At 59.5% G+C, this 20,412-nt stretch carries 20 protein-coding genes and 1 pseudogene; 4 read left to right on the top strand and 17 right to left on the bottom strand.

The window, feature by feature from the left end; all coding sequences use genetic code 11:
• Positions 1 to 57: 57 nt before the first annotated feature.
• From V474_RS23315 to V474_RS23245, 15 genes are all read right to left on the bottom strand, one after another.
• Positions 58 to 507 carry a hypothetical protein gene (locus V474_RS23315; protein ID WP_021245547.1) on the bottom strand — a complete coding sequence of 150 codons (450 nt, stop codon included), beginning with the start codon at positions 505 to 507 and terminating at the stop codon, positions 58 to 60.
• A 39-nt stretch (positions 508 to 546) separates the two neighbouring features.
• Complete coding sequence (locus V474_RS23310; RefSeq protein WP_020819804.1) at positions 547 to 1,731, bottom strand: LPD7 domain-containing protein; 1,185 nt, start codon at positions 1,729 to 1,731, stop codon at positions 547 to 549.
• The gene (locus V474_RS23305) at positions 1,721 to 3,622 is read right to left on the bottom strand and encodes a type IV secretory system conjugative DNA transfer family protein (protein ID WP_059153602.1); all 1,902 of its coding nucleotides are present in this window, start codon (positions 3,620 to 3,622) and stop codon (positions 1,721 to 1,723) included. Before V474_RS23305 ends, V474_RS23310 begins: the two co-directional genes overlap by 11 nt.
• Positions 3,600 to 4,592 (bottom strand): P-type DNA transfer ATPase VirB11, encoded by a 993-nt coding sequence (gene virB11, locus V474_RS23300; RefSeq protein WP_011627746.1) that lies wholly within the window; start codon positions 4,590 to 4,592, stop codon positions 3,600 to 3,602. Before virB11 ends, V474_RS23305 begins: the two co-directional genes overlap by 23 nt.
• The gene (gene virB10 / locus V474_RS23295; RefSeq protein WP_059153601.1) at positions 4,589 to 5,857 is read right to left on the bottom strand and encodes a type IV secretion system protein VirB10; all 1,269 of its coding nucleotides are present in this window, start codon (positions 5,855 to 5,857) and stop codon (positions 4,589 to 4,591) included. Before virB10 ends, virB11 begins: the two co-directional genes overlap by 4 nt.
• Position 5,858: 1 nt before the next feature.
• A complete protein-coding gene (locus V474_RS23290; RefSeq protein ID WP_059153600.1) occupies positions 5,859 to 6,701 on the bottom strand; it encodes a TrbG/VirB9 family P-type conjugative transfer protein in 843 nt (280 codons plus the stop codon).
• Complete coding sequence (locus V474_RS23285) at positions 6,698 to 7,381, bottom strand: virB8 family protein (RefSeq protein WP_059153599.1); 684 nt, start codon at positions 7,379 to 7,381, stop codon at positions 6,698 to 6,700. Before V474_RS23285 ends, V474_RS23290 begins: the two co-directional genes overlap by 4 nt.
• A gap of 340 nt (positions 7,382 to 7,721) precedes the next feature.
• Positions 7,722 to 8,738: a type IV secretion system protein gene (locus tag V474_RS23280; protein WP_059153598.1), complete on the bottom strand. Its 1,017-nt coding sequence runs from the start codon at positions 8,736 to 8,738 to the stop codon at positions 7,722 to 7,724.
• Positions 8,739 to 8,781: 43 nt separating this feature from the next.
• Positions 8,782 to 9,087, bottom strand: a complete 306-nt coding sequence (locus V474_RS23275; protein ID WP_059153597.1) for a hypothetical protein — start codon at positions 9,085 to 9,087, stop codon at positions 8,782 to 8,784.
• Between the two features lies 1 nt (position 9,088).
• Positions 9,089 to 9,802 (bottom strand): type IV secretion system protein, encoded by a 714-nt coding sequence (locus tag V474_RS23270; RefSeq protein ID WP_059153596.1) that lies wholly within the window; start codon positions 9,800 to 9,802, stop codon positions 9,089 to 9,091.
• A gap of 13 nt (positions 9,803 to 9,815) precedes the next feature.
• Entirely contained in the window at positions 9,816 to 12,200 is a 2,385-nt protein-coding gene (locus tag V474_RS23265; protein ID WP_006949654.1) for a VirB4 family type IV secretion/conjugal transfer ATPase, read from the bottom strand.
• Positions 12,187 to 12,531, bottom strand: a complete 345-nt coding sequence (locus tag V474_RS23260) for a type IV secretion system protein VirB3 (RefSeq protein WP_006949650.1) — start codon at positions 12,529 to 12,531, stop codon at positions 12,187 to 12,189. Before V474_RS23260 ends, V474_RS23265 begins: the two co-directional genes overlap by 14 nt.
• Positions 12,532 to 12,537: 6 nt before the next feature.
• Complete coding sequence (locus tag V474_RS23255; protein WP_059153595.1) at positions 12,538 to 12,879, bottom strand: TrbC/VirB2 family protein; 342 nt, start codon at positions 12,877 to 12,879, stop codon at positions 12,538 to 12,540.
• 21 nt (positions 12,880 to 12,900) lie between these two features.
• Positions 12,901 to 13,566, bottom strand: coding sequence for a lytic transglycosylase domain-containing protein (locus V474_RS23250; RefSeq protein WP_059153594.1), 666 nt, complete (start codon positions 13,564 to 13,566; stop codon positions 12,901 to 12,903).
• A 397-nt stretch (positions 13,567 to 13,963) separates the two neighbouring features.
• Complete coding sequence (locus V474_RS23245; RefSeq protein ID WP_020819813.1) at positions 13,964 to 14,272, bottom strand: hypothetical protein; 309 nt, start codon at positions 14,270 to 14,272, stop codon at positions 13,964 to 13,966.
• A gap of 255 nt (positions 14,273 to 14,527) precedes the next feature.
• Between V474_RS23245 and V474_RS26350 the strand changes: the two genes are divergently transcribed.
• Positions 14,528 to 14,680 carry a hypothetical protein gene (locus tag V474_RS26350; protein ID WP_006949649.1) on the top strand — a complete coding sequence of 51 codons (153 nt, stop codon included), beginning with the start codon at positions 14,528 to 14,530 and terminating at the stop codon, positions 14,678 to 14,680.
• An 80-nt stretch (positions 14,681 to 14,760) separates the two neighbouring features.
• Here the strand turns inward: V474_RS26350 and V474_RS23235 are convergent, their stop codons facing one another.
• Both V474_RS23235 and V474_RS23230 read right to left on the bottom strand, forming a co-directional pair.
• Positions 14,761 to 15,627, bottom strand: coding sequence for a recombinase family protein (locus tag V474_RS23235; protein ID WP_006953933.1), 867 nt, complete (start codon positions 15,625 to 15,627; stop codon positions 14,761 to 14,763).
• Between the two features lie 142 nt (positions 15,628 to 15,769).
• Positions 15,770 to 18,679, bottom strand: a complete 2,910-nt coding sequence (locus V474_RS23230; protein WP_059153593.1) for a Tn3 family transposase — start codon at positions 18,677 to 18,679, stop codon at positions 15,770 to 15,772.
• A 191-nt stretch (positions 18,680 to 18,870) separates the two neighbouring features.
• On the opposite strand from V474_RS23230, the gene V474_RS23225 reads away from it, so the two are divergent.
• The 3 genes and pseudogenes from V474_RS23225 to V474_RS23215 all read left to right on the top strand — a co-directional run bounded on the left by V474_RS23225 (position 18,871) and on the right by V474_RS23215 (position 20,163).
• Complete coding sequence (locus tag V474_RS23225; RefSeq protein WP_059153592.1) at positions 18,871 to 19,146, top strand: AbrB/MazE/SpoVT family DNA-binding domain-containing protein; 276 nt, start codon at positions 18,871 to 18,873, stop codon at positions 19,144 to 19,146.
• Positions 19,143 to 19,541, top strand: a complete 399-nt coding sequence (locus tag V474_RS23220) for a type II toxin-antitoxin system VapC family toxin (protein WP_059153591.1) — start codon at positions 19,143 to 19,145, stop codon at positions 19,539 to 19,541. The genes V474_RS23225 and V474_RS23220 overlap by 4 nt, the downstream gene beginning before the upstream one ends.
• Before the next feature lie 2 nt (positions 19,542 to 19,543).
• A pseudogene (locus tag V474_RS23215) lies at positions 19,544 to 20,163 on the top strand (histidine phosphatase family protein).
• Positions 20,164 to 20,412: the final 249 nt, after the last annotated feature.

The following is a 20,412-nucleotide window of genomic DNA, read 5'->3' as shown; positions in this document are numbered from 1 at the left end:
TGCCTCATGAGGCCATAGCCCATCAAGAGATCGCAAGCGGTGGCAGCTGCCACCGCTCTACCTTCCGTCAGTTTTGAGCCCGCCACGATCTACGGACAGCTGGGGTATCATCGGATACTTTAAGGCTTCACGCTCCCGCGCCCGACCTTCATCTATCCCGTATGATGCGCCAATCATCAAACCTACGAAGAACACGGGGATCATGAGCAGGAGCATCGAGCCGAAGCGTGCTCTACGGCGAGAGCTTTGGATCGCGAGCGCATCACGTTGCAGCTTGAGGGCTGTTATGATCGTCTCGGTAGCAAGGGTGATTTCATGGGCGTCGTCGCCCACATTTGTAAGCAATTGCTCAACGTCCGTCAGAGGGCGTTCTACCTGTTTACCCACTTCGCTTAGATCAGACCAAGCGAGGTTTCTGGAATGAATCACGCGAAGCAAGGTTTCAATGTGACGATCGAGATCGGACACGCCTCTCGATGGCACCGGATCAGGCCGGGGAATGTTCATCGTGCGGTTTCCTGTTTCCAAAAAGCATGTGCCATGCACTTAGCGCGAGCGTGACGGCTTCCTTTCCTGCTGGCGCAGCGTCAAATCCTCGCGCGCTATGCGGGTAGCCTCGTTCTGGCGCTGTTGCTCGAAACGGGCAGCAGGGACCGGCGCGCCAACCTCAATACGCTTGGCGACAGTTTCCTTGGCCCGCTCTATGAAGCGATCCCTGTCTTCCTTTTGGGTGAACCGGGTTTTCGCTTCGATCGCTGCCGCCAGGACGTGCGATTGCGCGGCCTTGAATTGCGGGTTGGCCGCATTATCCCGATGCGAATTGCGCCGGAACTGTTCGGCCGCAGCACGAGATTCTGAGGGGTCTTGCTTTGCCATGCTCGCTCTCTTTGCCGGGTCTTGTGCTTCGCGGGCCTTATCTCGCGCCGCCAGCCTTTCTCCCTCAAGTTTAAGCTGTTCAGACGGCTTGAACCCTTTCACTTCGACCCCCGATCGCGCCGCTTCCAGATAGACCGCCTTCTTGAATTCGTCGCTTCCATGAACACGGATCGACTGCCAGCCATTGTGCTTCGCGATCGCGATAGCATCGCCAATGGCATAGTCCTTGTTGATGCGAATGCCGTCTTGGCCCTTGATCGACATATCGGGCTTGTCATCGCGGCCGCTACGGAAAAGATCATTCCCAACGCGCAGATATTTGCGTTCGAGCTGCGTGGGCAGAGCCAAGCGTGTGTCGTCAACTTGCTTGTCATCCTTTGGCGCTGCCTTCGATGGAACCTCAGCTTTCGCGGGCGCAGCACCGTCTTTGCTCTCCGCCCTGGCTCGCTCACCCTCATGGATATTGAGCGATTTATCGGCCGATGCGGTCGGAGCCGCTTCGCGCTTCGCTTGCCGGGGCCACGCATTAAGGTCGGCCCGCACTCTGCTTTCGTGTCCGCGCAATTCGTCGGCAGGCGCTCCGCGTTTCAGCGCCTTATTATACTCTTCGACAGCCGGCGTCAGATATTGCGCAACCGGCGTGGACCCATCATTGCGCCAATCCGTGGACGCCAGATAAGCGGTTTTTCCGCCTTTCTGCATCGTCAGCGCGTGGTCATATTGGTTTTCCAGCTTGGCAAATGCCTTCATGGCATCGGGGAATCTCGCAAAGGTTTCCTTGCTGTTCCCAGGGCCAAGAATTTCGTAGGAGCGCGGCGTCTTTGCTTGGCGTTCGCTGTTGTCATTATCGGCCATATTCTTCTCCTTCACTCAGAACTAGATCCCGGCGCTGACCTTCCCACTCCTCTTTCGTCGGGTCGGGACCAATAATGTCGTCGAAGTTGATTTCATCGAAAGCCATGCTGCCGTCCTTCACTGTCAGGTTCGGCATATCGCGATCGAGGGCGAGAACGTCTTCGGGAATGTCCTGCACCTGGTCATCGGCCAGTGCGGAATAATCATTGAAAGCCGCCAGCTCTTCATCGCTCAGATCATCGACGGCCGCGATCGGCGCGACCGGCTTGGGCAGCGCCGGCACTTCCGGCGCAGGCGTCAAGCGCGAGCGGAACACGGCATCCTTGAAGTAGCGGATTTTCTTCCCGCGAATGACGGGGATGCCGCCCCGGATGACGAGTATATCGTCTTCGGGCAGCTGCATCAGCTCTTGCGGGAGCATCAGCGCGCGGCGCTGTTCGGAGATCGTCTTGCTTCGATTGGCGAGCAATCCATGTATCGTCAGGGACCGGCTTTCCGCATCCTGACCAAGATAGCCGAGGCGTTCGGACAGTTCCTTTGCGACCCGCAGCTCCTTCGGCGTGAAAGCAATTTCGACCCCGCAGTTTGATACGATTTCGTCCGCGCCATGCTCACCATAGACATTCCGCAGCTGGGAGCGGGACTGGATGACGGGGAGCAGACGCAGCCCATAGCCGCGCACATAGGAGAACGCATTGGCAATGACCTGGGCGCGGCCGAGCCGCGCAAATTCGTCCAGAATGAGCAGCACGGATAGCTTTTCACCATCGTCGGGCAGTTGCCGCGTGTTGAGGTCGATCAGCTGTTGGAAAAACAGATTGTAGAGCGGCGCGACCCTATCGAGTTCATCCGGCGAGACACCGAGATAGATCGAGGTCGGGATGCGGCGAAGGTCCGTCAGGGAAAAGTCGCTTTCGGCCGTCGCGCGATCGACAATTGGATTGATCCAGAGATTGAGCTTGGAGGTGACGGTCTGGATAATGCCGGTGAATGTGTTGTCCGCGCTGGACGTAAAATCGCTCAGCGCGGCGCGGCACCCTTCCGATAGTGCACTATCGCCAGCTTCCTTGGTGAAGAATGCCTTCATCCCCGGCATCGTGATGGTCCGGTATATCTCGCCAAACGAGAAGGGACGTTCAGGCTTGGCCGCGATCCACGATGCAATGCCGACAAAGGCCGTGCGCGCTGATTCCGTCCAGAATGCCTCGCCCTTCTCCGGGGGCACGAAGAGCATCGTGGCGATCTTCTGCAATTCGACCAGGACCTCAATTGGATCGGCCCTGTTGATGTAGCTAAGCGGATTGTAGCGGGCTGTGCGGCCTTCTCTGTCCGTAGGGTTGAACAGCACAACCTTTTGGCCGCCCTTGCGGCGGAAACCCGCCGTGATTTCATAGTTCTCGCGCTTAATATCGAGCACGACAACCGAATCCGGCCATTGCAACAGATTGGGGATGACGATGCCAACGCCCTTGCCCGATCCGGTAGGCGCTTCGAGCAATACATGCTCCATCTTGCCCACCATAAGGAAGCGGTTGCGGACGCGGCCGAGCACAATGCCCTTTTTCGCGCGAAGGCCCGCCTTGCGGATTTCGCCTTCGCGCGCGAAGCGGGCTTCACCGTGAAGGTTCCTTTTCGGCCGCAGGACGATCGCCATAAGCAACACCGGCAGCGGCACGCCTATGACCGCGCCTCGCCAGAGCGCTTCGGTCACGACAGGATCATGGCGGTAATACCAGAAGAAGCCGGGGAGCCTGAGCGGATCATAAGCCGCGGCGGGCATCTTGAGAAAGAACCACGCCACCGTCCCGGTCAGCAGGCCGATCAGCAGCAGTGTGATCGGAAGGAGGACAAGGGCCAGCGCGAGCCTGTTAGAGCCTGTTTTCTGGATCAAAATATATCTCCGTCACGCGAAAGCGGCCTTCGACCTTCTTGGTTTGCACGACCACATCCACCAGCAGCTTGAGCAGGCTGCGAATGTCGTCACGGGCCAGATCGGCGCCGCCCTCGCTTTCCTTGACCAGCAATGTCAGCTGTTCGAACGCGAGTTCGGCCGAGTCCGCATGGATCGTCGTGATCGAGCCGGGATGGCCTGAGTTGACGTTGCGGAGATAGAAGAACGCGGTGCCGTCGCGCAGCTCCTGCAACAGTATCCGGTCAGGCCGCATACGCAGGGCCGATTCCAGAAGATCCTTTGCAGAGATTTTCGCGGTGCCCTGCTTGTCCTTCGCGTAGAGCATGTGGACCACGTTGCGATGCGGAACGACCAATTCGCGCGTGTCTTCGATCGTCAGCAGCCGCTCATGCGGCGGAATAAGCTGGATCAGCCCTTTAGAGAGCGTCGTCTTTCCCGAGCCGGTAGCGCCCGAAATCAGGATATTTTTGCGGCCCTGAACTGCCTTTTGGAAAAATTCGACATGTTTTCCTGCATCGAGCAGATCGCGCAATTCAACATCGAGCGGTGAGACTTGCCGGGTTGCGATCTTTGTCTCGCTAAACAGCCCACCGCGCTCGAAGTCCTCCATCGTCAACGTCACCGATGACGGTTTGCGGATGGTGATGGACACCGTGCCGGCAGGGACAGCAGGCGGCACAACCAGCTGCACACGCTCACCGCTGGGGAGGATTGTGGAGCAGATTGGTGTGGACTGGCTTATGTCCTGATGCGTGAAAGCCGCCGCTGCCCGCGCGAGCGCGAGCAGCGACTTTTCGTTGAGGTCAGGCAATGTCTCCCAGGACCACCCATCGCGCGTTTCAATCGCCGCCTCGCCAGCCTTGTTAATCACCAGTTCCGTTACGTCCTCACGCGCGAGCAGAGGGCGCAGCGGCAGCAAGGCGTTTTCGAGGACAGCCGTATTGCTCATTGGCCGCGCCGAAGCCGAAGGCCGTAGATGTTGGAGAAGTCGAAGTCGCGCGCGACCATGATCCCCACTTCCGCGCCCTGATTGATGCGAAGCACCGGCTGAATCTGCATCGTGTCCCGCAAAATCGTGTCCGATGCTTGGCTGGGAACCCGTGTGACATTATCCGCGTCGGAGACTTCCGAGGCGGCGATCGAGGCGGCATCGTTGAGCGAGCTGAACAACAGCGCGGCCCCGAAGCGTTCCCAAAAGAAGTTCTTCACGCCGCCTGCCATACCTGAACGGCCAAGCGCATCGCTGGCGGGCGAACCTACGTCGATCGCCACGCCGCGAGGCGTGACCGCGCGGTTCCATACCGCAAAGAGACGATATTTGCCGCGCTGGACGCCGGTTTGATATTCGCCCAAGACGCGCGTTCCCTTTTCCAGCAGGACGACGCGGCCGTTGTCCGAATAAATGTCGCGGGGAATGATGCAGCTGACATATCCGGGCTGACTGGAATCCATTGCGGTTTGCAGCACGCACGGAATGAACGACCCCGCAAGGATCAGCATATCGCGGTTGCCAATGTCGCGGCCTGACACCCGATCGATTTGCGAGGTCTGGCGCATGTTTTCGAGATTGGTCCGGCGCGATCCACCTTGCCCATCCCCATCGGCCGACGCACCAATTAACTGCGCGCCCTGTCCTCCTGCGCCGCCGCCCATGGGCAGGCCGGTGGCAGCTGCCACCGCTCCACCGACCCCGCCGCCGTTTTCGCCGCCATAGGCCATGATCCCGGCGCGGCGTTGGGCCTCAGCGATGACTTGTCCCTCAGACTTTTGGGGGCGGCCATTCGCGCCGCCCGTGCGGGGCGCTTGGCTTCCATCAAGCGCCGGCACTTCCGTCATGGGCACCGGGGCGTTCGGATCATTCGGCGCATCGGCAAGCGTTGGGGCTATGATTGACTTCGGATCGTAGTTGGCGAGTTGCCTTTCATCCGGCTTTTCCGCTTTCTCGGCCTTTTCGGTTGGATCGCTCCGCATCGCGTCGATGGTGCTAAAACCGAGCACGATCGCGCCGCAGGCAACCGCAGCGAGAACGACCGCCTTTTTGGGGTCGATCGACCTGTTCGGCAGGGCGGCAATCTTCGCCTGGCGCTCGCTTTGCCGCTCAATGTCTTCCGGATCGGGCACCGGCTCCGACGCAAGGGGCCGGTTCTCGACCGTCTCGCCCTGCGAAATGATGTTGTCGCCATGCGGCGCATTGTCATGATCGTTCGCAGCCATCTTACTCAACCCCTGTGGTTCGCTCGACCAGCCCCGAGGCCGTGTCAGTTTTGGGATCGCGCCCGTAATAGTCAGTCTTCTGATTGTGGATGCAGAGCACTTCGAGGCCCCGGCGCAGTCGGATTGTCCCGTAAACCCCGTGCAGCACCACATATTCATCGCGCACATCGAAGGAGGCGATGGCTTCCGATCCATCAGGATTGACGATGAAGAACGCCGGCAACTCACGCTGGTTGGGAAAGCGCATTACCGTGAACTGTCCGTTGTCAGACACTTCGGAGGGCTGGATGGCGGTCGATCCTTGCATGATGTAGTCGGCGTTGCGCGTGCCTTCCAGCACGCCAATATCGAGCGCGGACTTCACCGCGCCGCGTTCCAAGGCTTTCAGCTGGGCCAGCTGGGCCATTGCGGCTTGCGCCTGCGCTTCGGCCGCTTCCTGTTCAGGATAGCGGAAAACGACCGTATAGAAGCCGCTGCCCCGCTGCGTTGGCGACAGAGCGAACCGATAGCTGCGCGGGCCATAGCGCGAACGTGTAATGACTGTCAGGTTCGTGCGACCCGCTCGCTCGCGTGGTTTGATGAAGAGCGAATTGGCAGCCGGTGCGACTTCCCAGGACACGGTATCACCCAGCGCCACATGCTCGACCACTTCATCCTTGGCGAAGACGATTTCCGTGGCGATGCGGAACACGCCCGGAATCTCATAGACTTGCCGATCATTGTAGTTCGCTTCACGAACCCGGTGATCGAGCACAGTCGCATGGGGCGTTTCTTCGGCCATCGCCGGCGACGCAGCCAGCGCGATCGCGAGCGCAAACGGGGCGCTCCACTTCAACACGGTCATTGGGGCACCTCCACGTCAGCGCGATAGCTCTCGACCTGATAGCCAAGCGGATTCTTGAAGCGGTCCACTTCCTTGCTCGGCGTGCCATCGACCTTGTATTTGATGGTCGCGACGGCATCGGTTTTGGTCGAGTTCGAGCCGGTCACAGATTCCTTGGTAAAATAGACCTGCGCGACGTTGCCGCCCAGGAACGACACCCGCTTGATCTCGACAAAAACATCAGTGCGGTTCGCAAGGATGTTTTGCGGGCTTTGGGGATTGTCGGTCTTGTAGAAGCGTGACCACCGATCCTGTTCGGGCCGCGCCGACATGACCATGACCGCATCGAAATATTCTTCGCGAGCGGCCGCTATCCAGCCTTCGCGATAGCGGACATAGGTAGCGAGGAAATACTTACGGACCGCCTCGTCATAGGTGATCGTCGCGTCACCGTGGAGCTTGGCGGCGATCGACGCCTCGCCCGTGTTACGGTCCACCGTGATAACATATGGCTCGACCGTTTTCAGAGGCGTCAGGGCTGCAACGGCCACAACGCCAGCAGTCGCCAGCGCGCCAGCAACGCCAGCGACGGCCCACGCCAGCTTTTTGGAGCGCTCGGCCGCCGCAAGCTTGTCACGTTCCCAGCTTGCAGCCTCTTCAAAATAGGCTTTCAGCTCGTCCTTTGGAATACCAACTGCCATCGTAACACCTCAGCAATTCGAGTAGATCGGGCCGCGCAGCGAGGCGCTTAGACGCGGCACTTCGACCGCCCGCGATGCGTCCGACTGTTCATTGCCCGGAGTGGATGGGTCTGCCGGGGCCGCGTCCGGCGTTGCCGGTGCACCCTGATTGAACACGTCCACATTTGCCGGCGCGGTTCGCTGTGCGGCCTGATCCGGGATTGAGGGGAGGGTAAGCCCATGCGGATTGGCAGGCCGCATCGGCCCCTCACATTTGGCTGGCTTTTTTACGGGCTGACCTGCGCAGGCCGCCAGCGCCAGGCAGATTCCGAGTCCAAGCAACTTGCGCATATTCGTTCCCTCAAGCTCTGGTGATTGTGTTTCGGTTGCGCCAACGGCGAACCGCCGACGAGAAGCCCCGTCCCATGCTGGCTCCCATGGCGCGGGCATCGCTGGCCGCGTGGCCTGCGCCCGTTGCCATCGCGCCGCCACCCTTCGTCACCGCGTTGCCGAACTGCGTCACCATTGCAGCCGCGCCGCCACCCAGCGAGGCAGCAATTCCGGGGATTTGGATGAAGAAAAAGCAGGCGAGAATGTAGAACGCGATGATCCGGATACAGGTGCTCCAGATGTTGTCAAAATCGCCATCGAATGTTGCTGTTGCGGATTCAGCGACATTGGCCACAACCAGCACAAGAAGCATCGCAAATAGCGACAACATCAGAAAATTGAGGACGCTGCCGAGCCACGAGAAGAAATAGCTTCTGGTGGAATCGAACAGCAGCGCTGCTACGAAGATCGGCCCGACCACCGCCAGACATGCAAGCGCAAAGAGCGCGTAGAGCACGATTACGAAGCCAACGGCCAGGGCGAACAGGGCCGCGATCGCTGTCAAAAGAATGATGATAGTGGCACCGATACACAGCATAATTGCGGCGGCAGCGCCGGGAATATCAGTCAGTGAGGCGTGTTCCTCTGCGTATTTCTCGGTCGCATCCTGCATCGCGAGCAGTGCATCATCGACCCGCGCCCACATCCCATCGAAAGACCCGCCAACGCCTTCCGGTGAGCCGCCTACGATCGAGGCAAACTCATGCGGTAGGCCGGTCACGATCATTTGTGCGAGCGATGCTCCATAGAGGTTTGTCACAGCATAATAGAGCGCGGCCAGCATCAGCGAGCGATAGACATATTCGCGGAAGGGGTATTGCACCGCCCCGCGCATGATCGCGTAGCCTAGCAAGATTATGTAAATGATCATGCCAGTGCGGAGCGGTCCAGCGATCCACCCAACAAACCCAGCATAGTTGGATACAACTACCGAATTGAGTTCGTTGGTGAAGCCCTGATAGGCATTCGTAAAGAGATCGTATTCCACCAGCCCGCTCCGATTAGGTGTAATTCAAGCTGTTTTTTCAGCCTTACATTCCAGCTGCCGCGCGCGCTCGCGCACGCTGCTCATCGCGTTTGCGCGACCTTTCAATGGAGGCGATTTTGTTCTTGATGCCTCCGCAATTGCGCGCCACTGGCATGGGGAGGTCCGACTGTTTGAGTTCGCTGTTCACGATCTTGTCGCACTCAGCGACGATCACCGGAATCTGATCCTCATGAGTTTTGAGCCAATCAACATCATGATAGGTCATCAGAATCTCGGGAAATGTGGGCGCGCGTTCGCAGCCGGCGAGAAAGCCGGCTGCGCTGATCGCAAGAAGGACCATCTTCTTCATGTCAGATTCCAGCTGCCGCGCGCGCTCGCGCACGCTGCTCATCGCGTTTGCGCGACCTGTCCGCAAAAGCTTCGGCCGTGTGCGCCGCGGCCTCTGCTCTGCGCGCTCGCTCCAACGCTTCGACGCGGAGTTGATCGTTCATCATCGACGCGCTTTCGAGCTGGATGCGGGCTTGAAGGTCCGCAACTTCCTTTGCGGTCGATGCGGTCGCAAGTCGATTGCGCAGCTCTTCCAGACCTTCGCCGCGCGATGTGGCCGCTTCGCCCATGCCTTCGGCCATGGCCTTGTCCATCGCGATCGAGCGAGCTGTCTGGTAGCGAACATCGGTTTGATCGCCATTCGCGGACACGCCGAGACGTTCGAGCATGTCCTGATAGATCGCATCGGAACGGCCGCCGTAGCCGCCGCCGCCGCTGAAATCGCCGCGCGCCATGCGTTCGAGGGAGTTCACATCGACGCCGAGCGTGCGAAGCGAATCCGTCTTGAGCTGGTTGGCGATCGAGGAAACATCGGTCAGCTGGTTCAGCCCTTGGTAGAGCTGCTGCGCTTCCGCAATCTGCTGGCGACCTTGCTCAATCATCTGCATGGTCTTCTGGATTTGTTCGATATGCTTGAGCACGGACGTGCTATCGAACACAGGGATACCCTGCGCACTGGCTGGCGTCGCGGCCGCAAGGCTCCCGATCGACACAGCCGCCAAGAAAAGCTGCTTCATAGTCTCACTCCTTTCAGCTTGGGCGCCGGCGCCGGTGAAATTCCGGCAACCAGAGCTTCGGATCATTGCCCAGTTCGGCAATCACTTCGCGGGCCACGCCCGTTGTCTCAGCGCGCCCCGACAGCACGGCGAGTTCATCGTCCATGCCAATGAGATCCAGGCCGACCACAACGGAGTCATGGCCCTGCTTCACGAGGAATTTGCGGCTTTCCGGCGACAGCTCTTCGCGCACCAGCTTAAATTCCGCCTCCGAGAGCGAGAAGCCTTCGATGTAATCCCGGCGCTGGCCGAACGGATTGGGCAGGAAGATTTTCGTCGCGACCTGCTCCAAGATCGAATGGCTGATCGTGGACCGCAGCGCGTCTGCAGGCGACTGCGTTGCAAAGACGAGGAACGCGTTGCGCTTGCGGTATGTCTTGAGGCCATCCTGCGCAAATGCTGTGAACGCCGGATCGGCCAGCGCCTTCCAAAATTCGTCAATCGCAATCACCATGCGCTCGCCTGTCAGGAGCGCGTCTATCCGCTCGAACAAGTAGAGCATGACCGGCGTGCGGATTTCCGCGTTTTCGAGGAAGTCGGTCATATCGAAGCCCACGAAACGGGCTTCGAGCGACATGGAATCTTCCTCATTATCGAAAACCCAGCCAAGGTTCCCCTCGGAGGTCCACTTGACCAGGCGCGCGCCGACGCCGCCCGAGTCCGACATACCGAGCATGGTCCGCAGCGCCGACAGCGAGCGTTGCTCGCGCGGCAGCTTCATCACGGCTTCAATGCCATCGTCGATCAGGTGCGATTCCTGCACCGTGATCGGCGCACCCTCTTGCTTCACCAGCTGGCGGATGAAGCGACCGAGGAACGCGCGATGAGAAGCCGTATTGTCGAGTGCCTTGAGCGGAGCGAACCCCGTAGGCTCCCCGTTGCGCAGCGCGAGATAGGTGCCGCCACTGGCGCGGACAAAAATCTCCGCGCCCTGATCCTTGTCGATGAAGATATGGCGCGCGTTGAACTTTTCGAGCTGCGCCATCAGGAAATTGACCAGCACCGTCTTGCCGCCGCCCGATGGACCAATGACCATCGAATGGCCCAGGTCCGCCGAATGGAAATTGAAGTAATATGGGCTGCGCGCGCTTGTCTTGAGCAGCGCGACCGCAGGCCCCCAATGATTGCCGTCCTCGTGCCCTGCCGGGAACGTATGGAAGGGCGAGAACGCAGAGAAGTTATAGGACGTGATCGGTGCGGGGCGCGCCCTCCACGCGAAATTGCCGACCAGCTGCGACCAATAGGCAGCTTCCAGCGCCGCGCTTTCGCGGGCGGCGACCATGCCCGTATCGGCCAGCGCAGCGCGCGCGATCGACATATTATCGCGCAGCTTTTTCAAATCTTCCGCGAACACCGTCAGCGTGAAATGATGGTCCCCCAGCACAAAGCGGTTCGATTGCAAATCGTCCGCCGCGTCGATCAACTCATCCATCTGACTGATCGCCTTGTCACCGGCGTTCGCCATTTGGGTCTGGCGAAGCCGGAACCGTTCTGTTGCCGCTGTGCGCGACAGGAACGTGAACGACTGCGTTATGGCGAGGCTGAAATCGACCGAGAGCAGCGATTCAAACTGGCGCGGCGTTGTCGATGACGGATACTCGCGAATGCCGAAAATGCCGCCGAACATCGAATGATCGGCGTCGCGGACCTCAAATGTCTCAGCGCCGATAATGGCGCGGCTCGCATAGAGCGCCGATCCGAGGCGACCACGAACCAGAGGACAGCGCCGATAGCGCCCGGTCATCACCTGGTTCAGTATTTCCAGCGGTTCGGAGAACAGGAGGCCCCGGTGCTCATAGATGCCGACACGGCGCGGACGAACGCGCAGCAGCAGCTTTTCCAGATCGCGCACCTTGTCTTCCAGCAGCTCTAGAGCTTCCGCGATATTGGCGTTCTTGTCCTCCTGCTTCTTGCGCAGGAAATCCATCAGCTTGTCGGTCGCGTTTGCTGTTGGGCGGATCACGACCGTCATGAAGAAGCGGTTGCGGAACATCCGTTCAGCCGTCATCCGCTCATAATATTTTTGATCGAGCTTCGCGGCGAAATGGGAGCGGAACGTGCCGCCCGGATAGTCGCGCACACGCATCCGCAACATGTGCGTCCAGATCGAAAGCCGCTCGTCATGGATATTGCGCCAGACCCCGTTGAGGCGCGTGTGCCAATCGTTCAGATCGCGCACGTCCGAAGTCTCGAAAGGACGGCCATCCAGTTCGAGCATGAGCATAAGATCGCCATTATCGAGGGCGACCACATGCTCATTGACATGCCGCGAATACGGCAAGAATTTCTCTGGCATTTCCTCCCGCTTGGCCTTGTCAAAAGGCACCTTCTCCGCGAGCGCGCTCTTACCGAACACCACGACCAAATCCCTTTCGCTTGATTCCGTAGAGCGGTAGCGGCGTGTAGCTCGACCCACCCCAAAAGACGCGGTTCCGGTTCGCCGCTTTGGTCCGGCCCCAAAGGAAGATCAGCCGGAATGCGTTCACGTCATGCCGCACGATGAGCCGCGCCATCGCATAAAGCGCGACGGCGGCCGCGCCGCCGTAGAGAGGATTGCCCGAACCAACCAACGTGATTGCGCCCGCCATGATGATGAGCGCGCCCGCCTCAATGGGAACACCCGCCCACAAAGCGGGGCGGGTGACGGCCAAGAACAGCGGGTCTTTTGTCATTTCTTCCTGACCGTCCATCCCCGATCACCCCGTAATCGTGTCGACGATCCACGGCGCGGAGAACACGATCACCACGCCAACTACGACCGTGACGAGCATCTGCACCGACGCGCGGCCGAGGAACCACAGAAGGCCAACGACGATGATCGCGATGATCGCCAGCGTGCGGAGCAAGCCGTTGCTCAGCAGGCCGAGAATGTTGTCGGCCAGGCCTTCAAAGTTTGCCTGCGCAAAAGCCGGCTCCGCTATGAGCAGGCTTGCCAGCAGCGACAGGGGCAGCGCGCGCGCCATGAGCGGCGAGGGCTTGAGACGCGCGAGCAGCGCGTCGAGCCGGGATTCAGCCTTGATCTTCCAGATACGAAACATTCGACAACTCCTATCTTCGCCTTACGAACCAATCCGCGCGTGTTGGGCGCGGCCGAAAACATCCCACGCAGGCGGTGCAGGCGGTGGAGCCGCCTCCATGTTCTCCGCTGCGATTTCCGCCAGCTCCACCGGCACACGACCGGCGCCAGTGTCGCTCACGGCGGCGCTGGCGGGCTGATCGCCCACGATGACAGTCGGGATTGCGGTCGCAGGCCGACCGCTGACGCGGCGACCTGCATTCTCCACGCGGGCGACATAGCCGTTGCGGAAACCTCTCGATTGAGAGCCTGTGTTATACATGCTGAGTGCGACCCGAAGGGCCTCTTGCGGGGTGCGACCCGTCTTGGCCGAACGGAAATTGGACAGGAGCACACGGCCTGCCGCTTCGACATTGGCGCACTGCTTGAAAACAGTGTCCCACGTCAGGCCGAGCCAGCCCATGTTGCGTGAATTGATTTGGCCGAGGCCGAGATCCACGCTGTAGCCGCGCGCAACATAAGAGCGCGCGGTTGCGATAGCCTCCGCCTCATTGCGCGGACGGCGCGGCTGACTGGCCACGCCGTTGACGTTGATCGCAAAAACATAGTTGGAAGATTCCGCATCCACGATCGCGGCGATCGTATGCGGCGCTACCGCTGGGGCGCATTGCGCCGCCAGCGAAAGAACGGCTCCGGTTTCGAGGAACACGTTCCCGCTCCCGGTCAGTTGCGCGGCTGATAGTAGGTCTGTTGCCGCCCGTCAGTCCAAGTGACCGTCAAGCGACCAGGCCTCCCATCATCCGGCTTCTTGTATTTTGTCTTGGCGATACCCCCGCCCGTGCATGTCGGGAAGCTGCCGCCGAGAGCCAGCACCCGCCACAGTTTCGTTATCGGTGGAACACAGGCTGGATATTGCGTCGGACCACCCGGGTTGGAGATGCACAGAACAACCTCACATGCCCAAGTATTATCCGACGCTACAGCGGGGGTCGATTGCACCGCAGCCCCCACCAAGGCGGCCGCGAGCGCGAAATTAAAAGCTTTCATCGCTTTCTCCCTCGTCATCGAGATTTATGCACATATCACGATGAGGGGGAAAGGGAAGCCTAAAACGCCAATTTGTTGCTGCATTGTTTGTCGGGGACCAATCGGATATGGTCATCCTCATATCCGTAATCGAGCACGACATGCCGCACGGCACTTGACAGTCGCTTGTATGTTTTAAGCGTCGGTTGCTCGAATAGGCAGACATTCAGCCACTTATCGCCATGCCACGATACTTTAACGTTGATGATCCATTCACTCGACGGCAACTGCGCAATCTCGACCGCTTGGATCATTCCCCCAGCGGGGCGGCGGGTGGTTAGTTCGCGTTCCAGGATCGGATCATACTGCCAATCGTCGCTATGCGGCATCGTGATTTATTCCCTTTTACCGATAAGGATATGTCTATCCTCGCTTTGACGGCGAGGGCAACCCGGCTTGTCCTCTCTTGCCGTGCAACCACATTACAGCCATTAAGCGTGTCAACACGCTTATTCCGGCACCACATCAACCTCTTGTGTTTTAGACCTATGGCTCGCCCGAAAAGACAGGAAGACCCCCTTCTCCCGGTTCCCTTGCCCCGGCGTCGGCCGAGCCGCGCGAACACGCGCAATCTCGCAGCGTCGGTGAAACCCGAGCTGGCGGCAGAGATCAAAAACCTTGCTGAGCGCGAACAAACGTCCGTTGCCGCCCTGGTCGAAGAGGCGACGATTAATCTCTTGAAAGCACGCGGGATCGAATATCCCGACTATCTGCGCCACTACCGCAAGTTGGCGTGACGAGCGCGTTATAGGCCCAGTCGGCCCGAAGCTGCGATTTTGGCCAGGTTGAAGAACGAACACTGAACGCTTGATTGATTCTACCAGGACCGTTGCTGACCACCGACCTCGTAGATATCGGCTTCCATGGAGCAATTGTAGCTCTCTGCGATGTTGAACATCTCGGAGAGGAGGCTTTGGATTTCCTCATCAAGGGAAATGCCATCCGGATCGGGGTCATAGGCGACGGTCAGTTTGTAATCACAATTGCCGTTTTTTACCATGGCGTAGTCGCGTTCCAGCATCGCCTCAATCCGCTCCCGAGCGGGTTTTCTACCTCTTCCACGCTTGTTGAAGTTCTCGATAATCAGATGCAGGGCGATGCTGGCAGTGGGCGGCTTTTCCGGCAGTTTGGTCTGTGACGGAATAATGTCGAGCGCCCGATAGACGGTCATTCGTGAGACCTTCAGGTCGCGGGCAACGCGGGCCTTGCTGGCGCCGGCGGCAAGGCGACGGCGGATTTCATCGTCATCGACGTTCTTCTTCCGGCCTTTGTAAACGCCTTCGGCGCGCGCCGCTTCGATCCCGGCGCGCTGACGATCCTTGATGAACTTCAGCTCCATATCGGCGACCATGCCGAGTATGGTGATGACCATTCGCCCCATGTCGCCCGCCGTCGTCACCTCTGGCTCAAGGATGCGCAGCGAAGCTCCCTTTTCATCAAGCTCATGCACCAGGTTCAGGACATCGCGCGTGGAGCGGCCGAGCCGGTCGAGCCGCAGCACGACCAGCTCGTCGCCGGTGTGCATAAACTGCATGATCGTTTCCAGTTCCGTGCGCCCGCTCCGCGAGGCCCCCGATCCGGTCTCGGAACGGATAATTTCGCAACCTGCATTCTTGAGGCGGCCAATCTGGATATCCAGATCCTGGTCCGTGGTGCTGACGCGGGCATATCCGATACGAGCCAAGTGCAAAATCCGTCACATTAGGGTGGCTCTTGCAGTGTATCGTCACATTGAGCGCAAACCCACCCTTTTGTGACAGACGAATGGTGTCACTCGGCCCTATCACTCTGGGGTGTACCCAAATGTTATAGGCCGATCAGCCGCCTCACGCTGCAAGCCGTCCAAAATCAATCCGGTCGTTCAGGTCGAGGTCGAAGCGGCCATAAGGGTTCACATGACTGTAGATCAACGGCGTGAGACCACGATAATCTTCCGGCGTCATCCGCCCCGCCCACTTCGGCTCAACCAGTACGGTCTGAAGCATGCGGGTGTTCACATACACCAGCGACGCTTGCAGGAGGTGTAGCGCCAGAACGGAGATTTCCTGCTCATGGATGCGGTTGGTGGCGATCTCGCCGCCCTTGCCGAAGAACACGAAACCATTAGCGCCGTTCCAGTTCTCAACCACATTCAGCCCTTCGTGGATCTCGCGGCGGAATGCCTCCTGACGCAAATACCGGCATAGGAAGATTGTTTTGACCGCGCGGCCGAGTTCACTCAGCGCCTTGTAGGTCGGGTGCATCACTTCGGCTCTGGCAAACCGGAGCAGGATCGCTTCCGGATCGGCGGTGCGCGATTGCATGGCAGCGGCATATTTGACCATTTCGTCATATTGTTGCTCGATCTCGTCCCAGTCGATCGGGCTGGAGAGGATCGGCAGTAAATTGGAAAGCCGCGTGCGCATGCCGGCTTGGGGAAGGGCCAGTTTCTGGCGTGCCACTGCTTTCAGCCGCGGGGCAAGCTCAAATCCAAGGAGTCGGCAGAACGCAAAGCCGACTGCGCTCTGGCCGTGGCTATCGACGTACTGGCGCTGGATTTCCATGTCGGTGCAATGGCGTAGCACGCCTTCGATCATGGAGGCGACCTCCGAGGAAGAGCACCGCTTGAGCTGGGAATAAACGCAGGTCGCGCGCTTCTCCACATGCCAGTAGATCATGACGCCACGGCCGCCATAGCGGGCGTGCCATTCCGTCATCAGGTTGCGGTCCCACGCGCCGAACTTCGTTGAATCGGACGCGCATGCCGTGCCCGCATCTCCCCATACTGCGGCATTGCGGATTGCCAGTGTCGCGTTTGCTACCCGCGCGCACGCCTCCCTCAGCGCTGGCGCGTGGATGAAACGGCGATGGACATGCAGCAATTCCTCGTAACTGACATCGGGTGTTGCGCCAGCGACCCGCTTGAGCCCGGCGTTCGTGCCCAAGCCATAGAGACACAGCAAAAGACGCTGAGCCAAGGCTGCTTTCGACAGGGTAACCCGCGAGGCCGACGTTTCGAAAGCATCCATCAATCCCGTGTCCAGAGCAGCCTCTTTCAACACGTCCAGCAGTCCGGTCATCGGCCAGCGCTGACCGATCTCGCTTTTGATCGAAGCGAGACCCTTCGGTTCGGGCAAGGGCTTGAACGGTGTAATCGATATCCGGTTGTCGCCGCGCCACAGGAGCCGGACCTTGTCGTTTTGTGGAATATTGGCATTGAGGAGCAACAGTTCCCGTTCAAGCTCCTCCCGGATCGAGGCGCAAAACGCCTGCGCATCTGGCGTCAGGCTGAGGCCGGAATAGTACGCATCTCGCCTGATCTCGAAGTCCTTGGGAAGATCGTCATCGGGATTGCGATAGCGATCCGCCCCGACCACCCAGATTTCTTTGGAGCGGATGCGGTCGCGCAGTTGCGTCAGGACGCAAAGCTCATAGCTGATCCGGTTTACCCGCCCATCGTCATCAATGACGGAACTGCGCCATCGCGCTGGAATCACCTCATCGATCGGAACATCCTGCAATGGCACGAAGCGGCATCCGCCATCCACCTTGCTCCTGATCCAGTCGAGGGCCGCCAGGACCGGCCGCCACACCGCGTTGTTCGACCGGAACTCAAGTACGGAAAGCAGGCTTGGCAGCATGCGCCGGTAATGATTGGCCCAGGAACCACGCATCACCTTGTAGATGCGCCGGTCCAGAGCGCCCTTCGCATGGCTCTCCTTGACGATCGCCGCCAGCTTGGCCTTACCGGCGATCGGGAAAATGACATCGCAGATGCGCCCCGATGGTTCATTGATCGAGGCGCTGGCGATCTCGACCAGCAGGCGCTCCTTTCCATAGACCCGCTCGATGTCTTTCGCGATATCGCCCACCACCTTGCGTTTCGAGCGCGTTCCGATCTTGTGAACGGTTTCGATCAGCAGGTCGATCATCGCGTCAGTGAGTTGCGCCTCCCGCGACATTAGATAAATCGCATAAAGGCCGAGCTGTCGCGCCGGCGCATGCCGGCGCATCTCCGAGGCCTTTTCACCGGCAACGCGGCGAACAATCTGATCGACCCATGGCTTGCCCGTAGCCGTCAGGAGATCATGGGGAAGATCAAGTCTCTGGATAAAGGCGAGTTTCTCGGTCACGTCGAGAATGTTGTCGAGCGTTGCCTGTCCGGCGTCACCCTTCATCCTGTTGAATCCGGTCGAGCTGTCCGGATCGGCAAGCGAGGCTTCCAATAACGCCACCGCATCTGACGAAAGCCGATCACTGGCTCCGATCAGCCAGGTGTCCAGATAATCTTGCCGTTGTGAGCGAACGACACGTTCAAGCTCCTTGCGCGACGGCCCATAAATACGCCGGTCCCGGCACCACAGGAAAACATGCTCAAGCATGGCATTGATCGACTGGCCGCCCGGGCACAGCTCGCCAGCAATCCATTCCGTCAATTGCGCGCGATCCACCCGCTTCATGCGGTGATATCCAGGATGGATCAGGATCTCCGCACAATGCCGTCGTGCTGTCCGACTGGAAAAGTCATAACCGGCTATCTCGCCAGCCTCGACACCGAGTTGCTCGGCCAGATACGAGAGGCCATCGGTAGGGATTGAGCCGGGATCGATCGCGAAAAACCCCAGGGAAGCGAAGAATTTCAGCTGCGCGGCGAGGCCAAGGCGCGTCAGGGCCGGCTTCGAATTTACAAAATCAATATCGGCAAAGCTCAGGCTCCATCGTCCGATCAAATCCCCGCCCGGAATACTCCGATCCATCAACCCACTCCCTATGATGGAGCGAACTGTCCTCTTCTATGATTTCCATCGTCAATACCGAATGCCACGTTCCCAAAACGTTCTCCGACTTGGCCAAAATCGCAGCTTGGGGCCGACTGGGCCTATCAGGATTGCGGCCTTGAAAATAAGGCGATTCTGCATTACCTCTATTCGATACGGAGGTAATAGCCATGACGACATTAAGCATAACTGCGCGGGGCCAGGTGACTTTCCGGAAGGAAATTTTGAAGCATCTCGGCATCCAGCCCGGAGGCAAAATCAGGCTCGACCTACTGCCCGATGGGCGGGCGGAATTGAAAGCGGATCGGCCAAAAGGCTCGTGGCGGGAGCTGCACGGAATGCTCAAAGGAAAGGGCAACGGCCCCCGGTTCACGATCGAGGAAATCAACGACGCTATCGCAGACGCGGGCGCTGCTGCCGGTATGGCCGGTCTGGACGATAAATGAAGATCACGGCCGACACGAACGTCTTGCTGCGCCTAGTTCTGGCGGATGACGAAGCACAGGGCCTCGCCGCCGTCGAAGCGATGGAAAACGCAAGCCTTGTTGCCATCAGCGTGCATTCGCTGTGCGAACTCGCTTGGGTTTTGGAACGACTCTACAAGAAAGCTCGGTCCGAAATTGCCACCGCGATTCGGGGCGTGATCGAAGCGGAGAACGTCGTCGTCAATCGCCCTGCGGTCGATGCCGGCCTAGCCGTCCTCGATGCCGGCGGCGATTTCGCGGATGGGGTGATCGCCTTTGACGGCCAATGGCTCGGCGGGGAGACGTTCGTGTCCTTCGACAAAACGGCGGTCAAACTGCTGGACGGGCAGGGAATCGCTGCGCAACTGCTGAAATAGCCATGAGGGCGATATTCATCCGACCTGGGGAAAGCACTGGCAACGCCGGTGTTCCCTGTCACGACTTGGCGACGATCGCGCTGACGGAGCGCGACCACGAACAGGCGCGCGCGATCACGGCGAACTGGGTCGAAGCACCTGCGCTCATCGTCACCTCGCCCTATACCCGCACCCGGCAAACCGCCGCACCGACCATCGCCCGCTTTCCCGACGCGCCGGTGAAGACGTGGCCGATAGAGGAGTTCACCTATCTGCAACCGGCGCGCTGAACGGCACGCACAGCGCCGAACGGATGCCGCACCTCGAACGCTATTGGAGCGCGGCCGATCCTGATTATTGCGACGGGGAGGGGGCAGAGAGTTTCCGCGCCTTGCTCCGGCGCTGCGACGCAGCGCTGGCGCGCTTCGCCGCCATACCGCCTGCATCGCTGGTCTATGTGTTCGGCATGGGCAGTTCATCCAGGCCGCGCGCGCGATCGTCGCCGACGCCCCTCTGAACGATCGGGGCAAGATGCGCGCCTTCTGGCGCAAAGGCGAGCCGCCCGCGGATCAGCAATGCGGAGCGGGTGGGGTTTCATAGGGCGGTGGACCGCTGGGAATGTGCGGCGGCCGTCACTGCCTGACGCCTATAATCTCAATCCCGCTTCGCCGAAGCGTCCAAACGGCGCGATCACGCGCAAGACCGCTTGCGGGCTTGTCGGAGCGGTAACGCGGGGATAGAGCCGCGCCCGCAGGACGCGCCAGACATTCTATTATTATATCGTAATGACTTAATAATGATAGCGATGTGCTATACAAATGATAGATATTATCGCGCCACTGGCCGGCCGTTCCTGCCTCTCTCAAGCGCAACTGAAAGACGATAGCCGCCA

Origin of the sequence: Novosphingobium barchaimii LL02 (genome assembly GCF_001046635.1) — a bacterium.
GTDB classification, from domain to species: Bacteria; Pseudomonadota; Alphaproteobacteria; order Sphingomonadales; family Sphingomonadaceae; genus Novosphingobium; species Novosphingobium barchaimii.
Note: the sequence above shows the minus strand (reverse complement) of the source record. Positions and strands in the feature narration are given on the sequence as shown.